Raw genomic sequence first — 20526 nt, 5'->3', positions numbered from 1 at the left:
CTGTGCTTATGCACCTTCCGCGCGGGGCGCAGGCGCTTGCGTTGCACCCAGGCGGCCATGCAGCGCCACCCAGCCGTCTTGCTCGGCCCACACGCCCAGTTGGATGAACGGTGCGTAGGCAGCGGCCACTTCTTCCGCCTGGCGTGCCAGCACGCCGGACAGGATGAGCGCGCCGCCATCGGCGACACGGCCGGATAGCATCGGCGCCATCAGCTTCAATGGGCTCGACAGGATGTTGGCGACGACGATGTCAAACTTGGCCGTGGCGTGTGCCGACGTGGCAAACGTGTCTGGCAAGAAATATTCGATGTCGCACTGGTTGCGTTCGGCATTGTCGCGCGCCGATTCGATCGCCTGCGGGTCGATGTCGACGCCGGCCACCGTTTGCGCGCCCAGCTTCTTGGCCACCATGGCCAGGATGCCGGAACCGCAACCGTAGTCGAGCACGGTCTTGCCTGGAGCGGGGTTCGCTTCCAGCCATTCCATGCACAGACGCGTGGTCGGATGGCTGCCCGTGCCGAAAGCCAGGCCAGGGTCCAGTTCCAGGATCAGGCCGTCAGGATCCGGTGCCTCGTGCCAGCTGGGCACGACCCAGATATTCTTGCCGATGTGAATCGGCGCGAATTGCGATTGGGTCAGGCGCACCCAGTCCTGCTCTTCCACGGGGCGCATGGTGAAGGCGGGCACTTCCGTCATGCCGACAGCCTGGGCTGCGGCGGCCACGATGGCGGCCTGGTCGGCGTCGACGTCGGTCAGCGCCACCACGCGGCTGCGTTCCCACGCCGCTTCCTTCGGTTCCATGCCGGGCTCGCCAAACAGGGGCTGCTCGGCATCCGTGCCTTCATCGGCGTCTTCCACCGACACCGACAGGGCGCCCGCTTCCATCAACGCGTCGGACATGGCCTCGGCGTTGTCACGGGCGATTTCGATGACGATTTCCGTCCAGCTCATGCGCCCGCCTTGATTTCGGACTTCTTGGCGATGCTGGGGCTGCCGCCATTCAGGTTCTTGCCCAGGTCCGGCATGTCGGCCAGTTTCTGTTCCAGATAGTGAATGTTGGTGCCGCCTTCGATGAAGCGCGCGTCGATCATCAGTTCGCGGTGCAGGGCGATATTCGTGTTGATGCCTTCGACCACCATTTCGGACAGGGCGATCTGCATGCGGCGGATCGCTTGCTCGCGCGTAGCGCCGTAAGCGATCACTTTGCCGATCATCGAGTCGTAGTGCGGCGGCACGTAGTAGCCGGCGTAGGCGTGCGAGTCGACGCGGATGCCTGGGCCGCCCGGTGCATGCCACGACACGATCTTGCCTGGCGATGGCGTGAACTTGAAGGGATCTTCGGCATTGATGCGGCACTCGATGGCGTGGCCAGACAGCAAGACGTCACGCTGGCGGAAACGCAGTTTTTCGCCGGCGGCGATGCGGATCTGCTCTTGCACGATGTCGATGCCGGTGATCATCTCGGTGACCGGATGTTCCACCTGCACGCGGGTGTTCATTTCAATGAAATAGAACTCGCCGTTTTCGTACAGGAATTCAAACGTGCCGGCGCCGCGGTAGCCGATCTTGCGGCAGGCTTCGGCACAACGGTCGCCAATTTTCTCGATCAGCTTGCGCGGGATGCCCGGCGCTGGTGCTTCTTCGATCACTTTCTGGTGGCGGCGCTGCATGGAGCAGTCGCGCTCGCCCAGCCAGACGGCGTTCTTGTGTTCGTCGGCAAGGATCTGGATTTCCACGTGGCGCGGATTTTCCAGGTACTTTTCCATATACACTTCAGGGTTGCCGAAAGCCGTGCCGGCTTCCGTCTTCGTCATCGCCACGGCGTTGATCAGGGCCGCTTCCGTGTGCACCACGCGCATGCCGCGGCCGCCACCGCCACCGGCGGCCTTGATGATGACCGGGTAGCCGATCTTGCGGGCAATTTGCACGATCGCTTTCGGATCGTCGGGCAACGCGCCTTCCGAGCCCGGTACGCACGGTACGCCGGCCTTGATCATGGTTTGCTTGGCCGATACTTTATCGCCCATCAAACGGATCGATTCGGAGCGGGGACCGATGAAGACGAAGCCCGATTTCTCGACGCGTTCGGCGAAGTCGGCATTTTCCGACAGGAAGCCATAGCCTGGGTGAATCGCTTGCGCATCCGTCACTTCAGCGGCGCTGATGATGGCGGGCATGTTCAGGTAGCTCAGGGACGACTGTGCCGGGCCGATACAAACGGATTCGTCGGCCAGCTTGACGTATTTCGCGTCCTTGTCGGCTTCGGAGTGGACTACAACCGTTTTAATGCCCATTTCGCGGCAGGCGCGCTGAATACGGAGGGCAATTTCACCACGGTTGGCAATCAGGATTTTTTCAAACATGGTAGGTTCGCGTATGTCTGTGAGAGCCGGCGAGCCGGCGAAACAACAAGTGTGAGGGGCTAAAACTGCAAACGGCCGTTGCCGGCCGTGTGGACTGGGTTTTAGCCGATCACAAACAAGGGTTGACCGAATTCGACCGGTTGGCCGTTTTCGACCAGGATCTGGGTCACGACACCGGCTTTGTCGGAGTCGATTTCATTCAGGAGCTTCATCGCTTCGATGATGCACAGGGTATCACCTTCCTTGACGGTAGCGCCCACTTCAACATAGGCGGCGCTGCCAGGAGCGGACGAGCGGTAGAAGGTACCGACCATCGGCGACTTGACCACATAGCCCGTTGGCTCGGCGGCGACCACGACGGCGGCTGCCGTAGCGGGAGCGGCGGCTGGCGCGGCTGGCTGGTATTGGGCTTGCATGCCTTGCGGCTGCATCATGACCATCTGGTTTTGCGGCATGGCCGACGATTTGACGATGCGAACCTTGCTTTCGCCTTCGGTAACTTCCAGCTCTGCGATATCCGATTCGGCGACCAGGTCGATCAAGGTCTTGAGTTTTCGTAGATCCATGTAAAACCCCTAGGAATGTAGTTTGTTTTTTGAGTGATGCGGTGATGTCCAAGAACCTATCGCCGCGCTAAATGCGTGCAGATCGCGTAGATTAACGTTTTTTAAGCGCAAAGTCGATGGCAAACCGATATCCATCGATACCCAGCCCGCAGATCGTCCCCTGCGCGATCGCGCTGAGAAATGAGTGATGTCGAAACGTCTCGCGTTGATAAATATTCGAGATATGGACTTCCACGAACGGGATGGCGACCCCGGCCAGCGCATCGCGCAAGGCAACGCTGGTATGGGTCAGGCCGCCCGGATTGATGACGATGGCATCGATCCCTTCCGCTCGCGCGGCATGGATGCGGTCGATCAGCGCGCCTTCGTGGTTGCTTTGAAAGCAGACCAGGTCGGCGCCGGCCGCCATGGCTTGCGCCATTGCTGCCTGCTCGATATCGGCCAAGGTGCTGGCGCCGTAGACCTCAGGCTCGCGCGTTCCCAGCAAATTCAGGTTGGGACCGTTGAGCAGAAGGAGGTTTTTTGCCATGTATGGAAGACCGTTTTAGCGAAAGTTCCGCATTTTGCCGCCAAAGATACGCATTGGCAAGAGAAAAAAGCACGCTCCGAATTTACAATTTATCCAGATCGGCGCGCAACTGATCAAATTTTAAGCGGCCCAGATAGGTCTTTTTGACTTCGCCATCGGCGCCGATCAGCACCGTAAAGGGCAAACCGCCCGTGGCATTGCCAAAATGGCGCGACAGGTCGGTACCGCTCATGCCGGACACATACACGGGATAGGCGATCTTGACCTTGCTGGCAAAGGTGGCAATATTGCTGGCCGAATCGATGCCGATGCCGATCACCTGCAGGTTTTTCGCCGCATAGTGGCCTTGTACTTCGGATAACTCCGGCATTTCTTCCACGCAAGGCGGGCACCACGGCGCCCAGAAATTGACCAGCAAGTTTTTGCCTTTCCATTGCGACAACGCTTGCGTGGCGCCGGCCGCGTCCGGCAGGGACAGCGCATACAGTTCGTTGACGGGGCCCGTCGCGCCAGGCGCGATGGTGCTCGTCAGCGGCCCCGCTTCTTTGGCTTTTTCCTTGCTCAAACCGACGTAAGCGCCCATGCCGCCAAACATCAGCGCCACGATGGCGCAGGCGATCCAATTCTTTTTTGTCATAACTTTATCTATATCAATGTTAGTCGGCAGCCGGCACGCCATCGGCGAGGCTGGCGGCCAGCAGGCTGCGCAGCCCGGCGATGTCGGTGCGCAGCACCTTGCCGTCCGCCTTGGCTTTCAGCGCGCCGCGCATATCGTCGAGTTCATACATGGCCGCGTGCACGCCTTCGTTTTTCCACAAGAAACTGGCTGTCTCGACCGCATCATAACGCGCTCCCTTGAAATGCGGGCTTTCCGACATATCGAGCACGACATTTTTATTCAGCAGGAAGATGTGGATTTCCTTGGCGCTCTCGGCAAACAGCTGCAAATAGATCTCGTCGTGCGGGCCGGCCGTGCCATTGAGCACGGGACCGCTGAGCAGGGGGTGAAATTGTTGCAACGCTTCCATCACCTGCAGCGCGATCGTGCGCAGCTGGAACAGCCGTGCCGGCTGGCTGTCGGCCAGGAACAGGGCATTGTATTGCCGCACCTGCTCCTCGATCATGTCGTTGTCAGGCAGGATATTGGGCCGGTTCGGCGCGTCGCCGAGGACTTGCCGCGCCGCCTTGCGCTTGGCGCTGCCATAGTCGGCGCCGTCCTGCGCCACGAGGCGCGCGGCAGCGGCGGCGATTTCCAGGCGCAACTGCGCGCTATCGTCAAATGCATCGTTCGTCATGAGCGAGATGATACTCCGAAGCGGAAAAAGTCATGGCGTCAGGTAAAATCCTGCACTTGCTGTTTTTTATCTCACCGTCTTACTTACTTAAGCGTGCGCCTTTCGCACTGATCACATGCATATTCATATTCTCGGCATTTGCGGTACCTTCATGGGCGGCCTGGCTGTCCTGGCCAAGGAAGCCGGCCATAAAGTTACCGGTTGCGATGCCAACGTGTATCCGCCGATGAGCACCCAGCTGGAATCGCAGGGAATCGAACTGATCCAGGGTTTCGATCCGGAACAGACCAAGCTGAACCCGGACTTGTATGTGATTGGCAATGTGGTCTCGCGCGGCAACCCGCTGGTGGAAGAAATCCTTAACCGCAGCCTGCCGTATGTGTCCGGCCCGCAATGGATCGGCGAACACATCTTGCGCAACAAGTGGGTACTGGCCGTGGCCGGCACGCATGGCAAGACGACCACCTCGGCCATGCTGGCCTGGATACTCGAAGACGCGGGCTACGCGCCGGGCTTCCTGATCGGCGGCGTGCCGATGAACTTTGGCATTTCCGCCCGCCTCAGCGGCACAATCGACGGCAAGAGCGCCGATTCCGACTTCTTCGTCATCGAAGCGGACGAATACGACACGGCCTTCTTCGACAAGCGCAGCAAGTTCGTGCATTACCACGCGAAGACGGCCATCATGAATAACCTGGAATATGATCACGCCGACATCTTCCCCGATCTGCACGCGATCGAGACGCAATTCCACCACCTGGTGCGCACCGTGCCCGGCATCGGCCGCCTCGTGTTCAACGGCGACGAAGCGTCGCTGCAGCGCGTGCTGGCGCGCGGTTGCTGGAGTGAAAAGGAAAGTTTTGGTCAAGATGCCAATTGGCAACTGCAAGAACAGGCCGACGGCAGCTTCGATGTGTTCTTCAATGGCAAGCAGGAAGGCCATGTGGCGTGGGCGCTCACGGGCAAGCACAACCGCAGCAATGCACTGGCGGCCATCGCCGCCGCGCGCCACGTGGGCGTGCCCATTGCCCAGGCGTGCGCCTCGCTGGCCACGTTCGAGAGCGTCAAGCGCCGCATGGAAGTGCGCGGCGTCGTCAACGACATCACCGTGTACGACGATTTCGCGCACCACCCGACGGCCATTGCCACCACCGTGGGCGGCCTGCGCCAGAAGGTAGGCAGCGGCACCCGCATCCTGGCCGTGCTGGAACCGCGCTCGAACACGATGAAGCTGGGCGCCATGAAAGATGCGCTGCCGGGCAGCCTCAAGGATGCCGACCTCGTTTTCGGTTTCGGCAGCCAGCAAGCGCTGGGCTGGAGCCTGGGCGATGCGCTGGCGCCGCTGGGCAAGATTGCCAGCGCCTACGAAGACATCGATACCCTGGTGGCGGCCGTGGCGGCAAGTGCGCGTCCTGGCGACCAGATCGTGGTCATGAGCAACGGCGGCTTTGGCGGCGTGCACCAGAAATTGCTGGAGGCCCTGGGCCGATGATTCTGTACCTGCATGGATTTCGCTCGTCGCCCCTGTCGATGAAGTCGCGCTTGCTGGCCGCACAGATGCAGGCGCTGGGCCGCGAAGCACAGTGGCTGTGCCCGCAATTGCCGGCTTCGCCGAAACTGGCCATCGCACTGGCCCTGTCGCTGGTCAAGGATGTGGCGCCGGCCGAGCTGACGATTATTGGTTCGTCCCTGGGCGGCTATTACGCCACCTGGCTGGCCGAGCAGCTCGGTTGCCGCGCCGTATTGCTCAATCCTGCCATCGTGCCCCTGATCGACCTGGAGCAGCATGTGGGCGTGACGACGGAATTCCATTCGGACAAGCCATTCGAGTTCAAGCGCGAATACATCGACGAGCTGCGCACGTTTGCCGTAGAGAAAATTACTGAGCCGCAACGCTATTTCCTGATTGCCGCCACCGGCGATGAAGTACTCGACTACCGCGACATGGTGGCGCATTATCAGGGGGCGCGGCAGTTGGTCATCGATGGCAGCGACCATGGCATCAGCGAATTTGCCGACTACCTGGCGCCCGTGCTGGCCTTTTGCGGCATCGATGCGGACGCTGCCCAGTGAGGCCGGGTTCGCTACGGCAGGCGCAATGGCATGCGCACGTGAACGCTGTCAATGCGCCGCCGGCCTTGCGCCACTGGCTGACGGGCGGGGGTTCGCTGACGGCCAAGCTGAAAGCGCATAGCCAGGCATTTCGCGTGCAATGTTTGCATCAAGAAACGGCACGTTGCCTGAGCGACGAGGCCGCCATCATCGGTTTGCACCGCGCGGGCCGCGTGTGGGAACGTGAAGTGCTGTTGCGTTGTGATGACAGACCGGCCGTGTTTGGCCACACCGTCGTGCCCATGCAGGCGACGGCCACGGACTGGCCCTTGTTTTCCGCGCTGGGCGAGCGTTCGCTGGGCACGACCCTGTTTGGCGACCGCATGGTACGCCGCGGTGAGCTGGAATTTGCCCGCTTGCGCGCCGGGCATCCGCTGGTGCAGCGGGCGCAGGCGGCGCTGGTGCGGGAAGGGCGGCGCGCCGACGGGCAGGCGCTGTTTTTTGCCCGCCGCTGCCTGTATCAGCGTCACCAGGGCTTGCTGCTGGTAACGGAAGTATTTTTGCCGGCGGTGCTGGAGTTGACGTCCGTCACTCGCACCGTTGCAACCGACACATTAATAAACAAAGCATAACAATGAATCTATTTTTTGAAGAATCCGGCGATTTCAAGGTCGGCACGGTCCTGTCGCAAGCGGGTGAAGCGTACCAGGTCGAAATGGCCAGCGGCAAGCGCACCAAGGTCAAGGTCAAGGACGTGCTGTTGCAATATGAAAAGCCGGCCCCGGCCGAGCTGCTCGAGCAAGCCAAGGCGGTTGCCGCCGAGATCGACCTCGATTTCCTGTGGGAAGTGGCGGGCGAAGACGAGTTCGGTTTTGCCGAGCTGGGCGCCGAGTATTTCGGCCACGCACCGTTGCCGCCGGAAGCGGCCGGCCTGATCCTGGCCCTGCATTCGGCGCCCGTGTATTTCTACAAGAAGGGCCGTGGCCGCTACAAGGCGGCGCCGGAAGCATCCTTGAAGGCGGCCCTGGCCGGTATCGAAAAGAAAAAGCAGCAGGCGCTGGTGCAGGCGGGCTATGTGGAAGAGCTGAAACAGAACCGTCTGCCCGCCCCGATGCAGCCCATGGTGCTGCAACTGCTGTTCAAGCCGGACAAGAATACGATTGAATACAAGGCGCTGGAAGCGGCGTGCACGGAATTGCACACGACACCGCCGCGGCTGATGCTGGCTGTCGGTGGTATTGCTTCACCGAAAGACTTGCACCTGTCGAAGTTCCTGTTTGAAAATTTCCCGAAAGGCGCCGGTTTCCCGAGCGTGCCCGTGCCGTCCGTGACGGCCAAGCTGCCGCTGGCCGACGTGGCCGCCTTCTCGATCGACGACGTGACCACGACCGAGATCGACGATGCCTTCTCCGTGCAGCCGCTGCCCGATGGCACCGTGAAAGTGGGTATCCACATCGCCGCGCCGGGCCTGGGCATCCGTCCGGAAGACGTGATCGACAAGATGGCGCGCCAGCGCATGTCGACCGTCTACATGCCGGGCGACAAGATCACCATGCTGCCGGACGAAATCGTCAACGCGTTTACCTTGGCGGAAGGCACGACGTGCCCGGCCCTGTCGTTGTATGCGACCCTGGATCCGAAAGCGGACTGGGCCGTAGTCAGCACGCAGACGCGCGCCGAGCTGGTGCCGATTGCCAGCAATTTGCGCCATAACCAGCTCGACGACCTGGTCAACGAGGAAACCCTGGCCAGCGGCGAAGGCGAGTATCCGCACAAGGCCGATTTTGCCGTGCTGTGGCAATGGGCGCAGCAGCTGGAACAGGGCCGCATGAAGAAACGCGAAGCGTTTGGCCTGAAGCCGGAACAGAATAACCGTGTCGATTTCAACTTCTATGTGGAAAATGACATCGTCACCGTGGCGCGCCGCAAGCGTGGCGCGCCGCTCGACAAGATCGTCGCCGAGCTGATGATTTTTGCCAACAGCACCTGGGGCAAGATGCTGCATGACCATGGCGTGCCCGGCATCTATCGCAGCCAGGGTGGCGGCAGCGGCAATAGCTGGGCGGCAAAGATGCAGGTGCGCATGGTTACCCATGCGGCGCCGCACCAGGGCCTGGGCGTCGATCAATACGCGTGGAGCACTTCGCCCCTGCGCCGCTACACGGACCTGGTGAACCAGTGGCAAATCATTGCCTGCGCCGAGCATGGCGTGACGGCGCCGCTGGTGGCCCCGTTCAAGCCGCGTGATGCGAATCTGTTCGCCATCGTTTCGGCGTTTGACGCCGCGTATGCCGCGTATGGCGATTTCCAGTCGAACATGGAACGCTACTGGTGCTTGCGCTGGCTGCACCAGGAAAACGCGCGCCAGGTCGATGCCGTCGTCCTGAAAGACGAGATCCTGCGCCTGGTCGACATTCCGCTGGTCATCAAGCTGCCGGGCATGCCGTCGGTGGCGCGCGGCGCCCAGGTGAAACTGGACTTGCTGCGCTGGGATGAGGTTGACCTGAGCATCGAAGCGCGCCTGCTGGAAATCGCCGCCGTGCCCGATGCGGCGGCCGATGCCGAGCTCGACTACGAGGAAGAGCCGGGCGACGATGCTGCGGACGAGGGCGACGTGGCGGCCGAGCCATCGCCGGAAGCGGCGAACCAGGTCAGCGACGCCGATGCGGAAGTGGCGGAACTGGCCAGCGAAGACGTGGTCAGCGAGCCCGAGGTCAAATAAGGCGCCAATCAGGCTGCAAAGGCGGTGCTGAAAATTGTTGCCGGCACCGTCCTTTGACGTAGAATTCAGCCATCTTGTATGGTGTGTTTGTTGCGAACTGGGTTGCGCGTGAAGTCTTTCCGAGAGAATCGTTTCCTGATGATAGCCGTGGCGGTATCGCTGCTGGCCCACGGCGCCTTGCTGGCGATGCATTTTGTCGCCCCGGCCCCGCAGCGGGCCGTCGCCACCGATCCCGGCCTGGAAGTGATCCTGGTCAACGCCAAGCATGCGAACAAGCCGCTGAAGGCCGATGCCCTGGCGCAAGCCAACCTCGACGGTGGTGGGCAAGCCGACAAGGGCCGCGCCAAGTCGCCCTTGCCCGACATGCGCAAGGTGGAAGAGGGCGACAGCGTCAAGGCCAGCGCCCGGCGCATCGCCGAACTCGAGCAGAAGCAGCAGGAACTGCTGACGCAGGCGGCCAGGCCGACGCTTTACAGCGCCGCGCCCGTCACGGAAAAGGACAAGCCCAATCCCCTGGCCACCGGCTCGGACTTGATGGAAAGCAGCAAGGCCATCGCCCGCATGGCGGCCGAGATCAGCCAGACCGTGGAAGACCAGAACAAGCGCCCGCGCAAGACCTTCATTACGCCCAGCACGCAAGAGGTCGGCTATGCCATGTATTACAAGACCTTGCAAAAGCGCATCGAGGAAATCGGCACCCTGAATTTTCCGCAAAAGAATGGCCGCAAGATGTATGGCGAACTGGTCGTCTACATCCCCATCTTCCAGGATGGCACGATTTACCAGAAGGAAGGCGGCGCCCGCGTGGAAAAAAGCTCGGGCAATCCGGCACTCGATGCGGCGGCCCTGGCCATCGTGCGCCGCGCGGCGCCGTTTGGCCGTTTCCCACCGAACATGTTGTCGAGTGACAAGGATGACCTGTGGGTGGTGATTACCCGCTTCAAATTTACGCGTGAAGAAAAAATGGAAGCTAACCTGACTGGCGGCAGCAATTGAACAAGCAAGCAATGAATCCTGATCAATATTGTGTCTTCGGCAATCCCATCGCCCACAGCAAGTCCCCCCTGATCCACGCCGCGTTTGCCCTGCAGACGGGCGAGCCCATCGTCTATGACCGCCGGCTGGCGCCGCTCGACGGCTTTGCCCTGGCGGCCCGCACGTTTGCCGCCGAGGGCGGCAAGGGCGCGAACGTGACGGTGCCCTTCAAGCTGGACGCGTGCGCGCTGGCCACCGAGCTGACGCCGCGCGCGCAAGCGGCCGGTGCCGTCAACACCCTGCGTTTCGATGGCGACACGATTCTTGGCGACAATACCGATGGCGCGGGCCTGGTGGCCGACATCGTGCGCAACGCCGGCGTGAAGGTCGCCGGCAAGCGCGTCCTGCTGCTGGGCGCGGGCGGGGCCGCGCGCGGCGTCGTGCTGCCCTTGCTGGAACAGGGACCGCAGGAAATCTTCATTGCCAACCGCACCGTGGCCACGGCCGAGGCGCTGGTGGCGCAGTTTGCCGACGCGCTGGCCCACCCCGGCCAGCTGTGCGCCGGCGGCTTCACGCAGCCCGAAGGCGTTTTCGATATCGTCATCAATGCCACCTCGGCCAGCCTGGCGGGCGACTTGCCGCCCGTGCCGCCCGGTATCTTCGGCAGCCACACCCTGGCGCTGGACATGATGTATGGCGCCCAGCCCACCGTCTTCATGGACTTTGCCGCGCAGCATGGCGCGCACGTGCGCGACGGCCTGGGCATGCTGGTGGAGCAGGCGGCCGAAGCGTTTTACGTGTGGCGCGGCGTGCGGCCGCAGACGCAGGACTTGCTGGCGCAGCTGCGCAGTGCCCTGTGAGCGCCGGCAAGAAGGGCGCCCGCAAAAGCGGTAGCCGCTACGGCTGGATCAAGTGGCTGTTCATCGTCCCCGTGCTGGCCTTTATCGTCGTGCAACTGTATTTCTTCCTGCAAATCTGGTGGTGGGTCGACCATAATCCGTCCAGCACGGCCTTCATGCGCGAACAGTTGTCTGTCTTGCAGGATAAAAATCCCAAGGCCACGATCAAGCACACGTGGGTGCCGTACAACCGCATCTCGAACAACCTGAAACGCGCCATCATCGCTTCGGAAGACGCGAATTTTTCCGAGCATGAAGGGGTGGATTGGGAAGCCTTGCAAAAGGCGTATGAAAAAAACAGCAAGAAGCAGAAGGTCGTGGCGGGCGGCTCCACCATCACGCAGCAGCTGGCGAAGAATCTGTTCCTGTCCGGTTCGCGCAGCTATGTGCGCAAGGGCCAGGAACTGATCATCACGTACATGCTGGAAAACCTGATGGAAAAGGAGCGCATTTTCGAGATTTACCTGAACGTGGTGGAGTTTGGCACGGGCACCTTTGGCGCCGAAGCGGCCGCGCGCCACTATTACCGGGTCAGCGCGGCGGGCCTGAGCGCGGGACAGGCGGCAAAACTGGCCGTGATGCTGCCGAATCCCCGCTTTTACGACCGTCACCGCGATACGGGCTACCTGAACCGGCGCACGGGCGTGATCCTGCGCCGCATGGGGGCGGCGGAATTGCCTTGATGGCAGCGGGCTTTCTTTTCATAAAGTTAAAGCTGCCTGATTGGCACTATTGCGGCGCAGCATCTTAATCGTCCCCCCTTGGTGCAACGCCGCACTTTTTCCGTGAAAAAGCGGTGCCGGGGGTGGTCGTGAAAAGGCCTTTGCGGGTACACTTGCGCTGTTTTCATTTTTGGCGCCAGCGCCAGCACATCACGATAACCCCACATCCGGCTGAGAGCGCGCATGATCAATGTCTTTGTATTACAGAATGGCCGGCTCAACCAGGTGCCGATCGACAGCCGCGCAGACCTCGAAAATGCCGAACCGGTGTGGGTCGACCTGACCGACCCTACCGATGATGAACGGGCCTGGGTCAAGGCCATCTATAACGTCACCCTGCCGGGCGAAGACGAAGTCAAGGATATTGAAGCGTCGGCCCGCTATTACGAAGCGGAAAACGGCGACTTGCACCTGCGCACGGATTTCCTGCGCGAAGAGGACGACGGCCCGTCGCGCGTCATCACCGTGGCTTTCATCCTTGCCCGCAAGATTTTGTTTTCCATGCATACGGACGACTTGCCCGTGTTCCGCCTGGTGCGCATGCGCGCCCGTTCGCGGCCAGGCTCGATTGCCGACTACATGGACGTGCTGCTCGACCTGTACGCCACCGATGCCGAATACTCGGCCGACGTGCTCGAAGGCATCTACCAGAACCTGGAAGAAGTCAGTACGCGCGTGTTGCAAAAGGAATTTACCGATGCGCACGCGGCCGAAGCGCTGAATGCGATTGCCCATGAGGAAGATTTGAACGGCCGTATCCGCCGCAACATGATGGATACGCGCCGCGCCGTGAGCTTTCTGATGCGCGGCCGCTTGCTTAATTCCGAGCAGTTCGAGGAAGCGCGGCAGATTTTGCGCGACATCGAATCGCTGGACGGCCACACCTCTTTTCTGTTCGACAAGATCAACTTCCTGATGGATGCCACCGTCGGTTTCATCAACATCAACCAGAACAAGATCATCAAGATCTTCTCGGTGGCCAGCGTGGCCTTCCTGCCGCCGACCCTGATCGCCAGCGTGTACGGCATGAACTTCAAGCTGATGCCGGAGCTGGAATGGTCGTTCGGCTATCCCTGGGCCTGGGGCTTGATGATTACCAGCGCCATCGCGCCTTTCCTGTACTTCCGCCACCGCGGCTGGCTGAAATAAGCCGTATCGCAGCGTCGCCGGGGCGCTTCCGCGCCCCGGTTGCAGCACGAGCGCAGCAATTTCAAAAATCGGCGATAATCACTGGTACTGCGTGGTATTGAATTGGTATTGTGTATTTGCTGATTCATGCCTGCCGCGTGCTGTGCAGAAAAGTATCGTCATTCAGACATTTTCTGCGTGGTAGCGTCCGCCTGTTCCACCTATGATCGTTACGATGCCGGCCTTGGCCGGCTGGCCGCCGCATTTCCCGTCACCATTGCTTTCTGGAGAGTCCATGCCTGATACCGCCACCACCCCACCGCGCTTTACCCATCTGATCAGCGACTGCGATGGCGTGCTGATCGACAGCGAAGCCGTGGCCCTGCAAGCGCTGCTGGAATTGCTGGGGCCGCGCCTGCCGAACCTGCCCGAGGGCGTCACCCTGCAAGGCTTGATCGAGCCGCGCCTGGGCCAGCGCCTGGTGCCGCTGATGCAGGATATCTACAAGGAACTGGGTTTGCCGCAATTGCCGGCCGACGAGATCATGGCCATCGGCAATGCCGTCGATGCGGCTTGCGACGCGCAATTGCGCGCTGTGCCCGGCGTGGCGCAGGCGCTGGCCGCCATTCCCCTGCCCAAGGCCGTCGCTTCGAACAGCGTCAGCGCGCGCGTGCTGTCGGCGCTCGAGCGCACTGGCATGGCGCCGCTGTTCGACAAGCGCGTGTTTACGCCCGACCTGGTCGGCCACGCCAAGCCGCATCCGGGCGTCTACCTGGCGGCGGCTGCCGCCTTTGGCGTGCCGCCAAGCCAGTGCTTGGTGCTGGAAGACAGCGTCACGGGCGTGACGGCCGCCGTGGCGGCGGGCATGACGGTATTGGGATTCATCGGCGGCGGGCATATCGCGCCCGGCCAGGAAGCGCGCCTGAAGGCAGCCGGCGCGCATGTCGTGTTCAGCGACATGGCCAAGCTGCCGGCGCTGGTGGCCGCGGTGATGGACACCGCGACCGTATAAAACGCTTAGGCGAGAGCGGCAAACACCTTGCGCGCGGCGGCGATGGTGGCGTCGATGACGGCGTCATCGTGCTGCGCCGAGACGAAGCCCGCCTCGAAGGCGGCGGGCGCGAAGTACACGCCTTCGTCCAGCATGGCGTGGAAGAAGGCGTTGAACTTGCTGCGGTCCCCGGCCATCATTTCCGCGTAGCTGGTCGGCGGCGTTGCGCTGAAATAAATGCCGAACATGCCGCCGATGTAGTCGGCGCAGAAGACCACGCCCGCTTCTTTGGCGGCGGCGGTCAGGCCTTCGGCCAGGCGCTTGGCCGTGGCGCCCAGCTGCTCGTAGAAGCCCGGCTGCTGGATCAGTTTCAAGGTGGCCATGCCGGCCGCCACGGCGACCGGGTTGCCCGACAAGGTACCGGCCTGGTAGACGGCGCCCAGCGGCGCCATGTTGTGCATCAGCGCCGCGCTGCCGCCGAAGGCCGCCACCGGCATGCCGCCGCCGATCACCTTGCCCAGCGCCGTGAGATCGGGCTTGATGCCGTACAGCGCCTGCGCGCCGCCCAGGGCCACGCGCAAGCCGCACATGACTTCGTCGAAAATGAGCAGGGCGCCGTGCTGCGTGCACAGCTCGCGCATCGCCTGCAGGAATTCCGGCGTGGCTTTCACCAGGTTCATATTGCCGGCCACCGGTTCGACGATGACGCAGGCGATTTCCGCGCCGAAGCTGTCGAAGGCGTCTTTCAGCTGCTCGACGTTGTTATAGTCGAGCACCAGCGTGTGCTTGACGAAATCTTCCGGCACGCCGGCCGACGTCGGGTTGCCGAAGGTGAGCAGGCCGCTGCCCGCTTTCACCAGCAGCGAATCGGCGTGACCGTGGTAGCAGCCCTCGAACTTGACGATCTTGTCGCGTCCCGTGGCGCCGCGCGCCAGGCGCAGGGCGCTCATGGTCGCTTCCGTGCCGGATGACACCAGGCGTACCTGCTCGATCGACGGTACCAAACGCGTGATTTCCTCGGCCATCAGCACTTCGCCTTCCGTCGGCGCGCCGAACGACAGGCCCAGCGCGGCCGCATCCTGCACCGCTTTCACCACTTCCGGATGGGCGTGGCCGACGATGGCCGGGCCCCAGGAGCCGATGTAGTCGATATAGCGCTTGCCGTCCGCGTCCCAGAAGTACGGACCTTCGGCGCGCGTGATGAAGCGCGGTGTGCCGCCCACGGAGCGGAAGGCGCGCACGGGCGAATTGACGCCGCCTGGCGTGGTTTTTTGTGCGCGGGCAAACAGGATGTCGTTCTGTGAAGTCGTCGTCATGATAATCGTGCCTTGAAAGTGGATCGTTGTCTGTGTCGTCTGGTCTTATTGGGCGCCGCGCTGGCGCTGCTGCCGGAACAGCCGGTTCGGCACCAGCTTGCCCATGCCGTGGCGCTGCGCGTGGGCCAGGGCGCCGGCAGTGAATTCCTGCGCCGCCACGACCACCTGCGGCACATCGTCTTCGTTTTCCGCCAGGGCCAGCAGGGCGGTGGCCGCTGCCGACAGGGTGCTGCCGGCGCCGTTGAAGATGCCGGGCAGGTGCTGCCATTCGTCGTGGCGCACCACGCCGTCTTCGCCGAACAGGGTATTGGCGCGCAACTTGCCTTCGGCCGTGCCGGACTTGCTGGCGTCGGCCGGCATGCCGGTGACGAGCACGTATTCGCAGCCCAGGGCCACCAGGTAGTCGACGTCGTTTTGCAGGGTGTCGTCCGGATCGGCGTCGCGCCAGGTCTCGGCCAGGCGCTCGAGTTCCACCGGCGAGAGCACCAGCAGGGTCGTTTGCGGAATCAGGAGCTGGCGCACGGCCGTCAGGATGTCTTCGTCGTCCATGCCCTGTTCCGGCAGCGCCGAAATGAAGGGATCGAGGATCAGCGGCACGTCCGGATAGTCGGAGACGATTTCGGCGATGGCCGTGACGTTTTCCACGCTGCCCAGCGCGCCGATCTTGATGGCGGCCACGGACATGTCTTCCAGCAGCACGCGCGCCTGGTCGGAAACCCAGTCCGGGTCGACCGCCTGTACGTCTTCCACGCGGGCCGTATCGCTGATCAACAGGCCCGTGGTGACGGACAGGCCATGGCAGCCGAAGGCTGAAAAGGTGGCCAGGTCGGCCTGGATGCCGATCGCGCCGACCGGATCGGACACGCCGAAGCTTAATATGAGGGGAGAAGTTTGGTTTTGCACGGCGGGTAGATTAAGATACCTAATTCAGCATTTTACTTGATTGAAGGGTGGCAGAACGTGAGTAGCAACGAAACAACGCAGCAATTCCAAACGTGGATGTGTCTTATTTGCGGCTGGGTTTATGATGAAGCGGCCGGCTTGCCCGACGAAGGCATCGCTCCCGGCACGCGTTGGGCCGATGTTCCGATGAACTGGACCTGTCCTGAATGCGGTGCGCGCAAGGACGATTTCGAGATGGTGGCGCTGTAATCAATCGGGTTCACGGGATGCCGCTGCCGCACGCAGGTATCGCGGCTGCCTGTGCTATGGTATGAAAAATTGTCGAATAATCACATGACGCGATCGTTCTTGCCCGAGGCGCCGTCCGATGCCGTGTGCGCGAGCGTCACGATACTCGTCATCGACGACAGCGCGACGATACGCAGCGCGGCCGCGAAGATCCTGGGCGAGGCCGGCTATCGCGTGGTGGTGGCGGAAAACGGCTTCGAGGCCCTGGCCAAGATCGCCGACTGCCAGCCGGCGCTGATCGTGTGCGACATCGTGATGCCGCGCCTGGACGGCTACCGCACCTGTGCGCTGATCAAGGCCAGCGCGGCGTATCACGCCACGCCGGTGCTGATGCTGTCGTCGAAGGAAGGTTTGTTCGACCGCGCGCGCGGCGCCATGGCAGGCGCCAGCGCCTGCCTGGTCAAGCCGCTGGCGCGCGAGGCCCTGCTGGAGGCCGTGCGGCTCCACCTGGCCGGGCATTTTGAGTAGTGGTTTATTGATTACAACGCAGCAAGGAAGCAGATGGCCATACACACAATTCTGATCGTCGATGACTCGCCGACAGAACGCTACTACCTGAGCGAGATGCTGGTGCGTGCCGGTTATGCCGTCCTCACGGCGCAGGACGGTGCCGACGCGCTGGCGCAGCTGAAGCAGGCCAGGCCCGACCTGATCCTGATGGACGTGGTGATGCCCGGTGCGAATGGCTTCCAGATCACGCGCGCCATCGCCCGCGATCCGGAACTGCAGGACGTGCCGGTGATTATCTGTTCGAGCAAGAGCCAGGAAACGGACCGCATCTGGGGCTTGCGCCAGGGCGCGCGCGATTATCTGGTCAAGCCGGTGGTCGAAGCCGAGCTGCTGGCCAAGATCGCCGCGCTTTCCTGAGCATGCACACGATGCCAGGTCACGGCGTGCCTACAGCGGCCTTTCCGCCCGCCGCTGCCGCCATGCCATCTTTCGAGACGGGCGCGCGGCAGGGGCGCTTGCGCCAGTATCAGCTGCAATTGATCGAGCGGATACAGGTCGCGCGCAGCGGCGCGCTGGCGGCGCGCAAGGAACTGGGCGTGATGCTCGGTGGCCGGCCTTGCCTGCTCGACCTGACGCAGCTCGGTGAAATCGTCATTGCCGCCGGTGTGCAGGTCCAAGGCGTGCCGCTGGCGCAGGACTGGTACCTGGGCCTGGCGGCCATGCGCGGACGCCTGACGGGGGTCGTCGACCTGGCCCGCTACATGGGCGAACCGGCTTGCGCGCCCGGCAATCACTGCCGCATCATCACGTTTTCTCCGCGTCTGGGCCTCAATTGCGCCTTGCTGGTCGAGCGCGTACTGGGCTTGCGCCAGCTGCGCGCGATGCAATCGGTACCCTTGCCGGATACGCAGCCGTCCTGGGCCGTGCAGACGCTGCGCGACAGCAAAGGGCAGCAGTGGCTGCGCCTGGACCTGGCGCAGCTGGCGCAATCGGAACGCTTCCTCGATGCCGGCTTTGGCGGCCTTGCCGTCCACAAGGATATTGGCTGATGGGCGCCAATTCTCCCATCCTGGCCGCTGGCATGCCCGAAGCGGAGCACGCGCCCGGCGAGCCGGCATCGGCGGCCGACCTGCCGCTGCGCCTGCGCGACGCGCTGGGACGGCGCAAGTCGCTGGCCAGCGCGCCGGTCAGCGACTTGAAGCTGCCGCTGATCGGCCATTTGCCGCTGCAAAAACAATTGAGCATCCTGTCGACGGTGATGGCCCTGAGCCTGGCCGCGAGCCTGCTGTTCGTGGGGCTGAACACGCGCAGCGGCAATATCGCCTCGGCGCAGACGCAGCTGGCCAGCGATGCGCTGATGCATTCGCAGCGCATCGGCAAGGCCGCGCCGAACGCCGTGCAAGGCAATCCGGAAGCGTTCCGCCAGCTCGAGGAAAGCCGCAATGAACTGAACCAGGATTTCCGCCTGATGCTGCGCGGCGGCACGTATCACGGGCGCGATATAGGCGAGTCGCGTTCCGCCCTGCTGGCGGCGGTGGCCGACGCGCGTAAAAAATGGGCCAGCAGCGACCGCGCGGCCAGCACCATCTTGCGGCTGAAACCGGAGCTGGGCGAATTCGACAAGACCTTGCAGCAGTTGAACGCGCTGTCGCCGGCGCTGCTGGCGCAGACCGAGGAAATCGCGGCCTTGAAGGTGCAGCGTGGCGGCAATGCGCGCGATCTGGCCGTCATCGGCCGCCTGATGATGCTGAGCCAGCGCATGAGCCGCAGCGCCAGCGAGTTCCTCTCGTCGGGCAGCATCAGCTCGGAAACGGCGTTTTCACTGGGGCGCGACACGACGTATTTCCGCACCGCCGTCGAAGGCCTGCTCAATGGCAGCGTGTCGCTGCAGCTGGCGCCCACGCGCGACGCCGAACTGCGCGACCGGATGGTGGCGCTGAAAGCCAGTTTCGACACGTACCAGAAGCTGGTGTCGTCGATACTCGACCGCCTGGACAAATTCAGTTCGGCGAAAAGCGCCGAGCAGCTGATCTTCAACGAGAACGAAGACCTGCGCCAGCGTTTGACCTTGCTGCAGCAAATGTATCACGTGAACCAGGAAACCCTGGGCGTCGCTTTCTGGATGATGGTCGGCGGCGTGCTGCTGACCCTGATCGCGGCGGCCGGCATCGGCAGGGTGCTGCTGCAGGACTCCGTCAACCGCACGCGCGACGCCGAGCGGCGGCGCCAGGAAGCGGAAATCCGGCGCCTGCAGTCGCAGGAAAAAGAGGAAGTGGCGAAGGCCAGGAATGAGCAGAACCAGGCGGCCATCCTGCGCCTGATGAACGAATTGCAGAAGGTGGCCGACGGCGACCTGACGGTGCAGGCCACCGTGTCGGAAGACATCACGGGCGCCATCGCCGATTCCGTCAATTACACGGTGGAGGAATTGCGCGGCCTGGTGGGGCGGGTGACGGCGACGGCCGAACAGGTGAACCGCGCTTCGACGCAGGCGCAAAGCATCTCGAGCAAGCTGCTGATCGCGTCGCAGCAGCAGTCGCGCGAAATCCAGGGCGTCAGCGCCACCGTCGTCAAGATGGCCAATGCGATTACCGACGTGTCGAAGTCGGCCAGCGTCTCTGCCGACGTGGCGCGCCAGTCGGTGGCGGCGGCGCAGCAGGGTTCGACGGCCGTGGAAAACGCCATCAAGGGCATGCATGAAATCCGCGAGCAGATCCAGGATACGTCCAAGCGCATCAAGCGCCTGGGCGAATCGTCGCAGGAGATCGGCGAGATCACCGAGCTTATTTCCGACATTACCGAGCAGACCAACGTGCTGGCGCTGAACGCCGCCATCCAGGCCGCATCGGCCGGCGAGGCGGGGCGCGGCTTCTCGGTCGTGGCAGAGGAAGTGCAGCGCCTGGCCGAACGCTCGGCCGCCGCCGCCAAGCAGATCGGCGCGCTGGTGCGCACCATCCAGGCCGATACCCAGGATGCGACGCGGGCGATGGAAACGTCCACGCAGGGCGTGGTCGAGGGCGCGCGCTTGTCCGACGCGGCCGGCGCGGCCTTGAACGACATCAGCCAGGTATCGAAACACCTGGCGGAACTGATCCAGGGCATCTCGTTCGCCACCGGTACGCAGGCCGGTTCGGCCAGCGGCGTGGCCTTGAATATCCAGCATATCCTGAGCGTGACGGAGCAGACCCAGGACGGCACGCAGCAAACGGCGCAGTCGATCCACAAGTTGTCGATGCTGGCACAGGAACTGAAAAATTCGGTGTCGCGCTTCCGCGTCGCCGCCTGAACGCCGCGCCAGTCCAGGGCGAATTCTTTACCGAGGCATGC

The 20526-nt window shown here is 62.8% G+C and carries 22 protein-coding genes; 14 read left to right on the top strand and 8 right to left on the bottom strand.

Annotated features, from left to right (window positions below; all coding sequences use genetic code 11):
- Nucleotides 1-6: 6 nt before the first annotated feature.
- The 6 genes from prmA to MRBLMS1_RS20310 all read right to left on the bottom strand — a co-directional run bounded on the left by prmA (nucleotide 7) and on the right by MRBLMS1_RS20310 (nucleotide 4753).
- Complete coding sequence (gene prmA / locus MRBLMS1_RS20335) at nucleotides 7-951, bottom strand: 50S ribosomal protein L11 methyltransferase (protein ID WP_128141922.1); 945 nt, start codon at nucleotides 949-951, stop codon at nucleotides 7-9.
- On the bottom strand, nucleotides 948-2363 hold the full coding sequence (accC, locus tag MRBLMS1_RS20330) for an acetyl-CoA carboxylase biotin carboxylase subunit (RefSeq protein WP_034746622.1): 1416 nt from the start codon (nucleotides 2361-2363) through the stop codon (nucleotides 948-950). The genes prmA and accC overlap by 4 nt, the downstream gene beginning before the upstream one ends.
- A 101-nt stretch (nucleotides 2364-2464) precedes the next feature.
- Complete coding sequence (accB, locus tag MRBLMS1_RS20325) at nucleotides 2465-2929, bottom strand: acetyl-CoA carboxylase biotin carboxyl carrier protein (RefSeq protein ID WP_485881454.1); 465 nt, start codon at nucleotides 2927-2929, stop codon at nucleotides 2465-2467.
- Between the two features lie 91 nt (nucleotides 2930-3020).
- Nucleotides 3021-3458, bottom strand: a complete 438-nt coding sequence (gene aroQ / locus MRBLMS1_RS20320; RefSeq protein ID WP_034746628.1) for a type II 3-dehydroquinate dehydratase — start codon at nucleotides 3456-3458, stop codon at nucleotides 3021-3023.
- A gap of 82 nt (nucleotides 3459-3540) precedes the next feature.
- A complete protein-coding gene (locus MRBLMS1_RS20315; RefSeq protein WP_230518879.1) occupies nucleotides 3541-4095 on the bottom strand; it encodes a TlpA family protein disulfide reductase in 555 nt (184 codons plus the stop codon).
- A 19-nt stretch (nucleotides 4096-4114) separates the two neighbouring features.
- A complete protein-coding gene (locus MRBLMS1_RS20310) occupies nucleotides 4115-4753 on the bottom strand; it encodes a hypothetical protein (protein ID WP_128141924.1) in 639 nt (212 codons plus the stop codon).
- Between the two features lie 115 nt (nucleotides 4754-4868).
- Between MRBLMS1_RS20310 and mpl the strand changes: the two genes are divergently transcribed.
- The 9 genes from mpl (at nucleotide 4869) to MRBLMS1_RS20265 (ending at nucleotide 14263) form a co-directional block, all read left to right on the top strand.
- The gene (mpl, locus tag MRBLMS1_RS20305; RefSeq protein WP_128141925.1) at nucleotides 4869-6245 is read left to right on the top strand and encodes a UDP-N-acetylmuramate:L-alanyl-gamma-D-glutamyl-meso-diaminopimelate ligase; all 1377 of its coding nucleotides are present in this window, start codon (nucleotides 4869-4871) and stop codon (nucleotides 6243-6245) included.
- Complete coding sequence (locus MRBLMS1_RS20300; RefSeq protein ID WP_058048308.1) at nucleotides 6242-6826, top strand: YqiA/YcfP family alpha/beta fold hydrolase; 585 nt, start codon at nucleotides 6242-6244, stop codon at nucleotides 6824-6826. The genes mpl and MRBLMS1_RS20300 overlap by 4 nt, the downstream gene beginning before the upstream one ends.
- Nucleotides 6823-7437 (top strand): chorismate--pyruvate lyase family protein, encoded by a 615-nt coding sequence (locus MRBLMS1_RS20295; protein ID WP_456130005.1) that lies wholly within the window; start codon nucleotides 6823-6825, stop codon nucleotides 7435-7437. Before MRBLMS1_RS20300 ends, MRBLMS1_RS20295 begins: the two co-directional genes overlap by 4 nt.
- A 2-nt stretch (nucleotides 7438-7439) precedes the next feature.
- Nucleotides 7440-9527, top strand: a complete 2088-nt coding sequence (locus MRBLMS1_RS20290; RefSeq protein ID WP_485881449.1) for a ribonuclease catalytic domain-containing protein — start codon at nucleotides 7440-7442, stop codon at nucleotides 9525-9527.
- 138 nt (nucleotides 9528-9665) lie between these two features.
- A complete protein-coding gene (locus tag MRBLMS1_RS20285) occupies nucleotides 9666-10523 on the top strand; it encodes an energy transducer TonB family protein (protein ID WP_485881877.1) in 858 nt (285 codons plus the stop codon).
- 11 nt (nucleotides 10524-10534) lie between these two features.
- Nucleotides 10535-11362 carry a shikimate dehydrogenase gene (gene aroE / locus MRBLMS1_RS20280; protein ID WP_485881447.1) on the top strand — a complete coding sequence of 276 codons (828 nt, stop codon included), beginning with the start codon at nucleotides 10535-10537 and terminating at the stop codon, nucleotides 11360-11362.
- Complete coding sequence (mtgA, locus tag MRBLMS1_RS20275) at nucleotides 11359-12084, top strand: monofunctional biosynthetic peptidoglycan transglycosylase (RefSeq protein ID WP_034746655.1); 726 nt, start codon at nucleotides 11359-11361, stop codon at nucleotides 12082-12084. The genes aroE and mtgA overlap by 4 nt, the downstream gene beginning before the upstream one ends.
- A gap of 222 nt (nucleotides 12085-12306) precedes the next feature.
- Nucleotides 12307-13272: a magnesium/cobalt transporter CorA gene (corA, locus tag MRBLMS1_RS20270; protein ID WP_034746658.1), complete on the top strand. Its 966-nt coding sequence runs from the start codon at nucleotides 12307-12309 to the stop codon at nucleotides 13270-13272.
- A gap of 274 nt (nucleotides 13273-13546) precedes the next feature.
- The gene (locus tag MRBLMS1_RS20265) at nucleotides 13547-14263 is read left to right on the top strand and encodes an HAD family hydrolase (RefSeq protein ID WP_456147708.1); all 717 of its coding nucleotides are present in this window, start codon (nucleotides 13547-13549) and stop codon (nucleotides 14261-14263) included.
- A gap of 5 nt (nucleotides 14264-14268) precedes the next feature.
- On the opposite strand, the gene hemL is transcribed toward MRBLMS1_RS20265, so the two are convergent.
- Together hemL and thiD are read right to left on the bottom strand one after the other, a co-directional pair.
- Complete coding sequence (hemL, locus tag MRBLMS1_RS20260; protein WP_230518887.1) at nucleotides 14269-15558, bottom strand: glutamate-1-semialdehyde 2,1-aminomutase; 1290 nt, start codon at nucleotides 15556-15558, stop codon at nucleotides 14269-14271.
- A gap of 45 nt (nucleotides 15559-15603) precedes the next feature.
- Entirely contained in the window at nucleotides 15604-16461 is an 858-nt protein-coding gene (gene thiD / locus MRBLMS1_RS20255) for a bifunctional hydroxymethylpyrimidine kinase/phosphomethylpyrimidine kinase (RefSeq protein ID WP_034746671.1), read from the bottom strand.
- A 96-nt stretch (nucleotides 16462-16557) separates the two neighbouring features.
- Here thiD and MRBLMS1_RS20250 point away from each other — a divergent pair, with 96 nt between their 5' ends.
- The 5 genes from MRBLMS1_RS20250 to MRBLMS1_RS20230 all read left to right on the top strand — a co-directional run bounded on the left by MRBLMS1_RS20250 (nucleotide 16558) and on the right by MRBLMS1_RS20230 (nucleotide 20485).
- Nucleotides 16558-16710 carry a rubredoxin gene (locus MRBLMS1_RS20250; RefSeq protein WP_128143240.1) on the top strand — a complete coding sequence of 51 codons (153 nt, stop codon included), beginning with the start codon at nucleotides 16558-16560 and terminating at the stop codon, nucleotides 16708-16710.
- Between the two features lie 84 nt (nucleotides 16711-16794).
- Nucleotides 16795-17217, top strand: a complete 423-nt coding sequence (locus tag MRBLMS1_RS20245) for a response regulator (RefSeq protein ID WP_128141932.1) — start codon at nucleotides 16795-16797, stop codon at nucleotides 17215-17217.
- Nucleotides 17218-17250: 33 nt separating this feature from the next.
- Nucleotides 17251-17616 (top strand): response regulator transcription factor, encoded by a 366-nt coding sequence (locus tag MRBLMS1_RS20240; RefSeq protein WP_034746677.1) that lies wholly within the window; start codon nucleotides 17251-17253, stop codon nucleotides 17614-17616.
- A gap of 26 nt (nucleotides 17617-17642) precedes the next feature.
- Complete coding sequence (locus MRBLMS1_RS20235) at nucleotides 17643-18248, top strand: chemotaxis protein CheW (RefSeq protein ID WP_485881442.1); 606 nt, start codon at nucleotides 17643-17645, stop codon at nucleotides 18246-18248.
- A complete protein-coding gene (locus MRBLMS1_RS20230; protein WP_485881440.1) occupies nucleotides 18248-20485 on the top strand; it encodes a methyl-accepting chemotaxis protein in 2238 nt (745 codons plus the stop codon). Before MRBLMS1_RS20235 ends, MRBLMS1_RS20230 begins: the two co-directional genes overlap by 1 nt.
- Nucleotides 20486-20526 lie beyond the last annotated feature (41 nt).

This window comes from Massilia sp. LMS1-1-1.1 (assembly GCF_040815535.1).
GTDB classification, from domain to species: domain Bacteria; phylum Pseudomonadota; class Gammaproteobacteria; order Burkholderiales; family Burkholderiaceae_D; genus Janthinobacterium; species Janthinobacterium aestuarii.
Note: the sequence above shows the minus strand (reverse complement) of the source record. Positions and strands in the feature narration are given on the sequence as shown.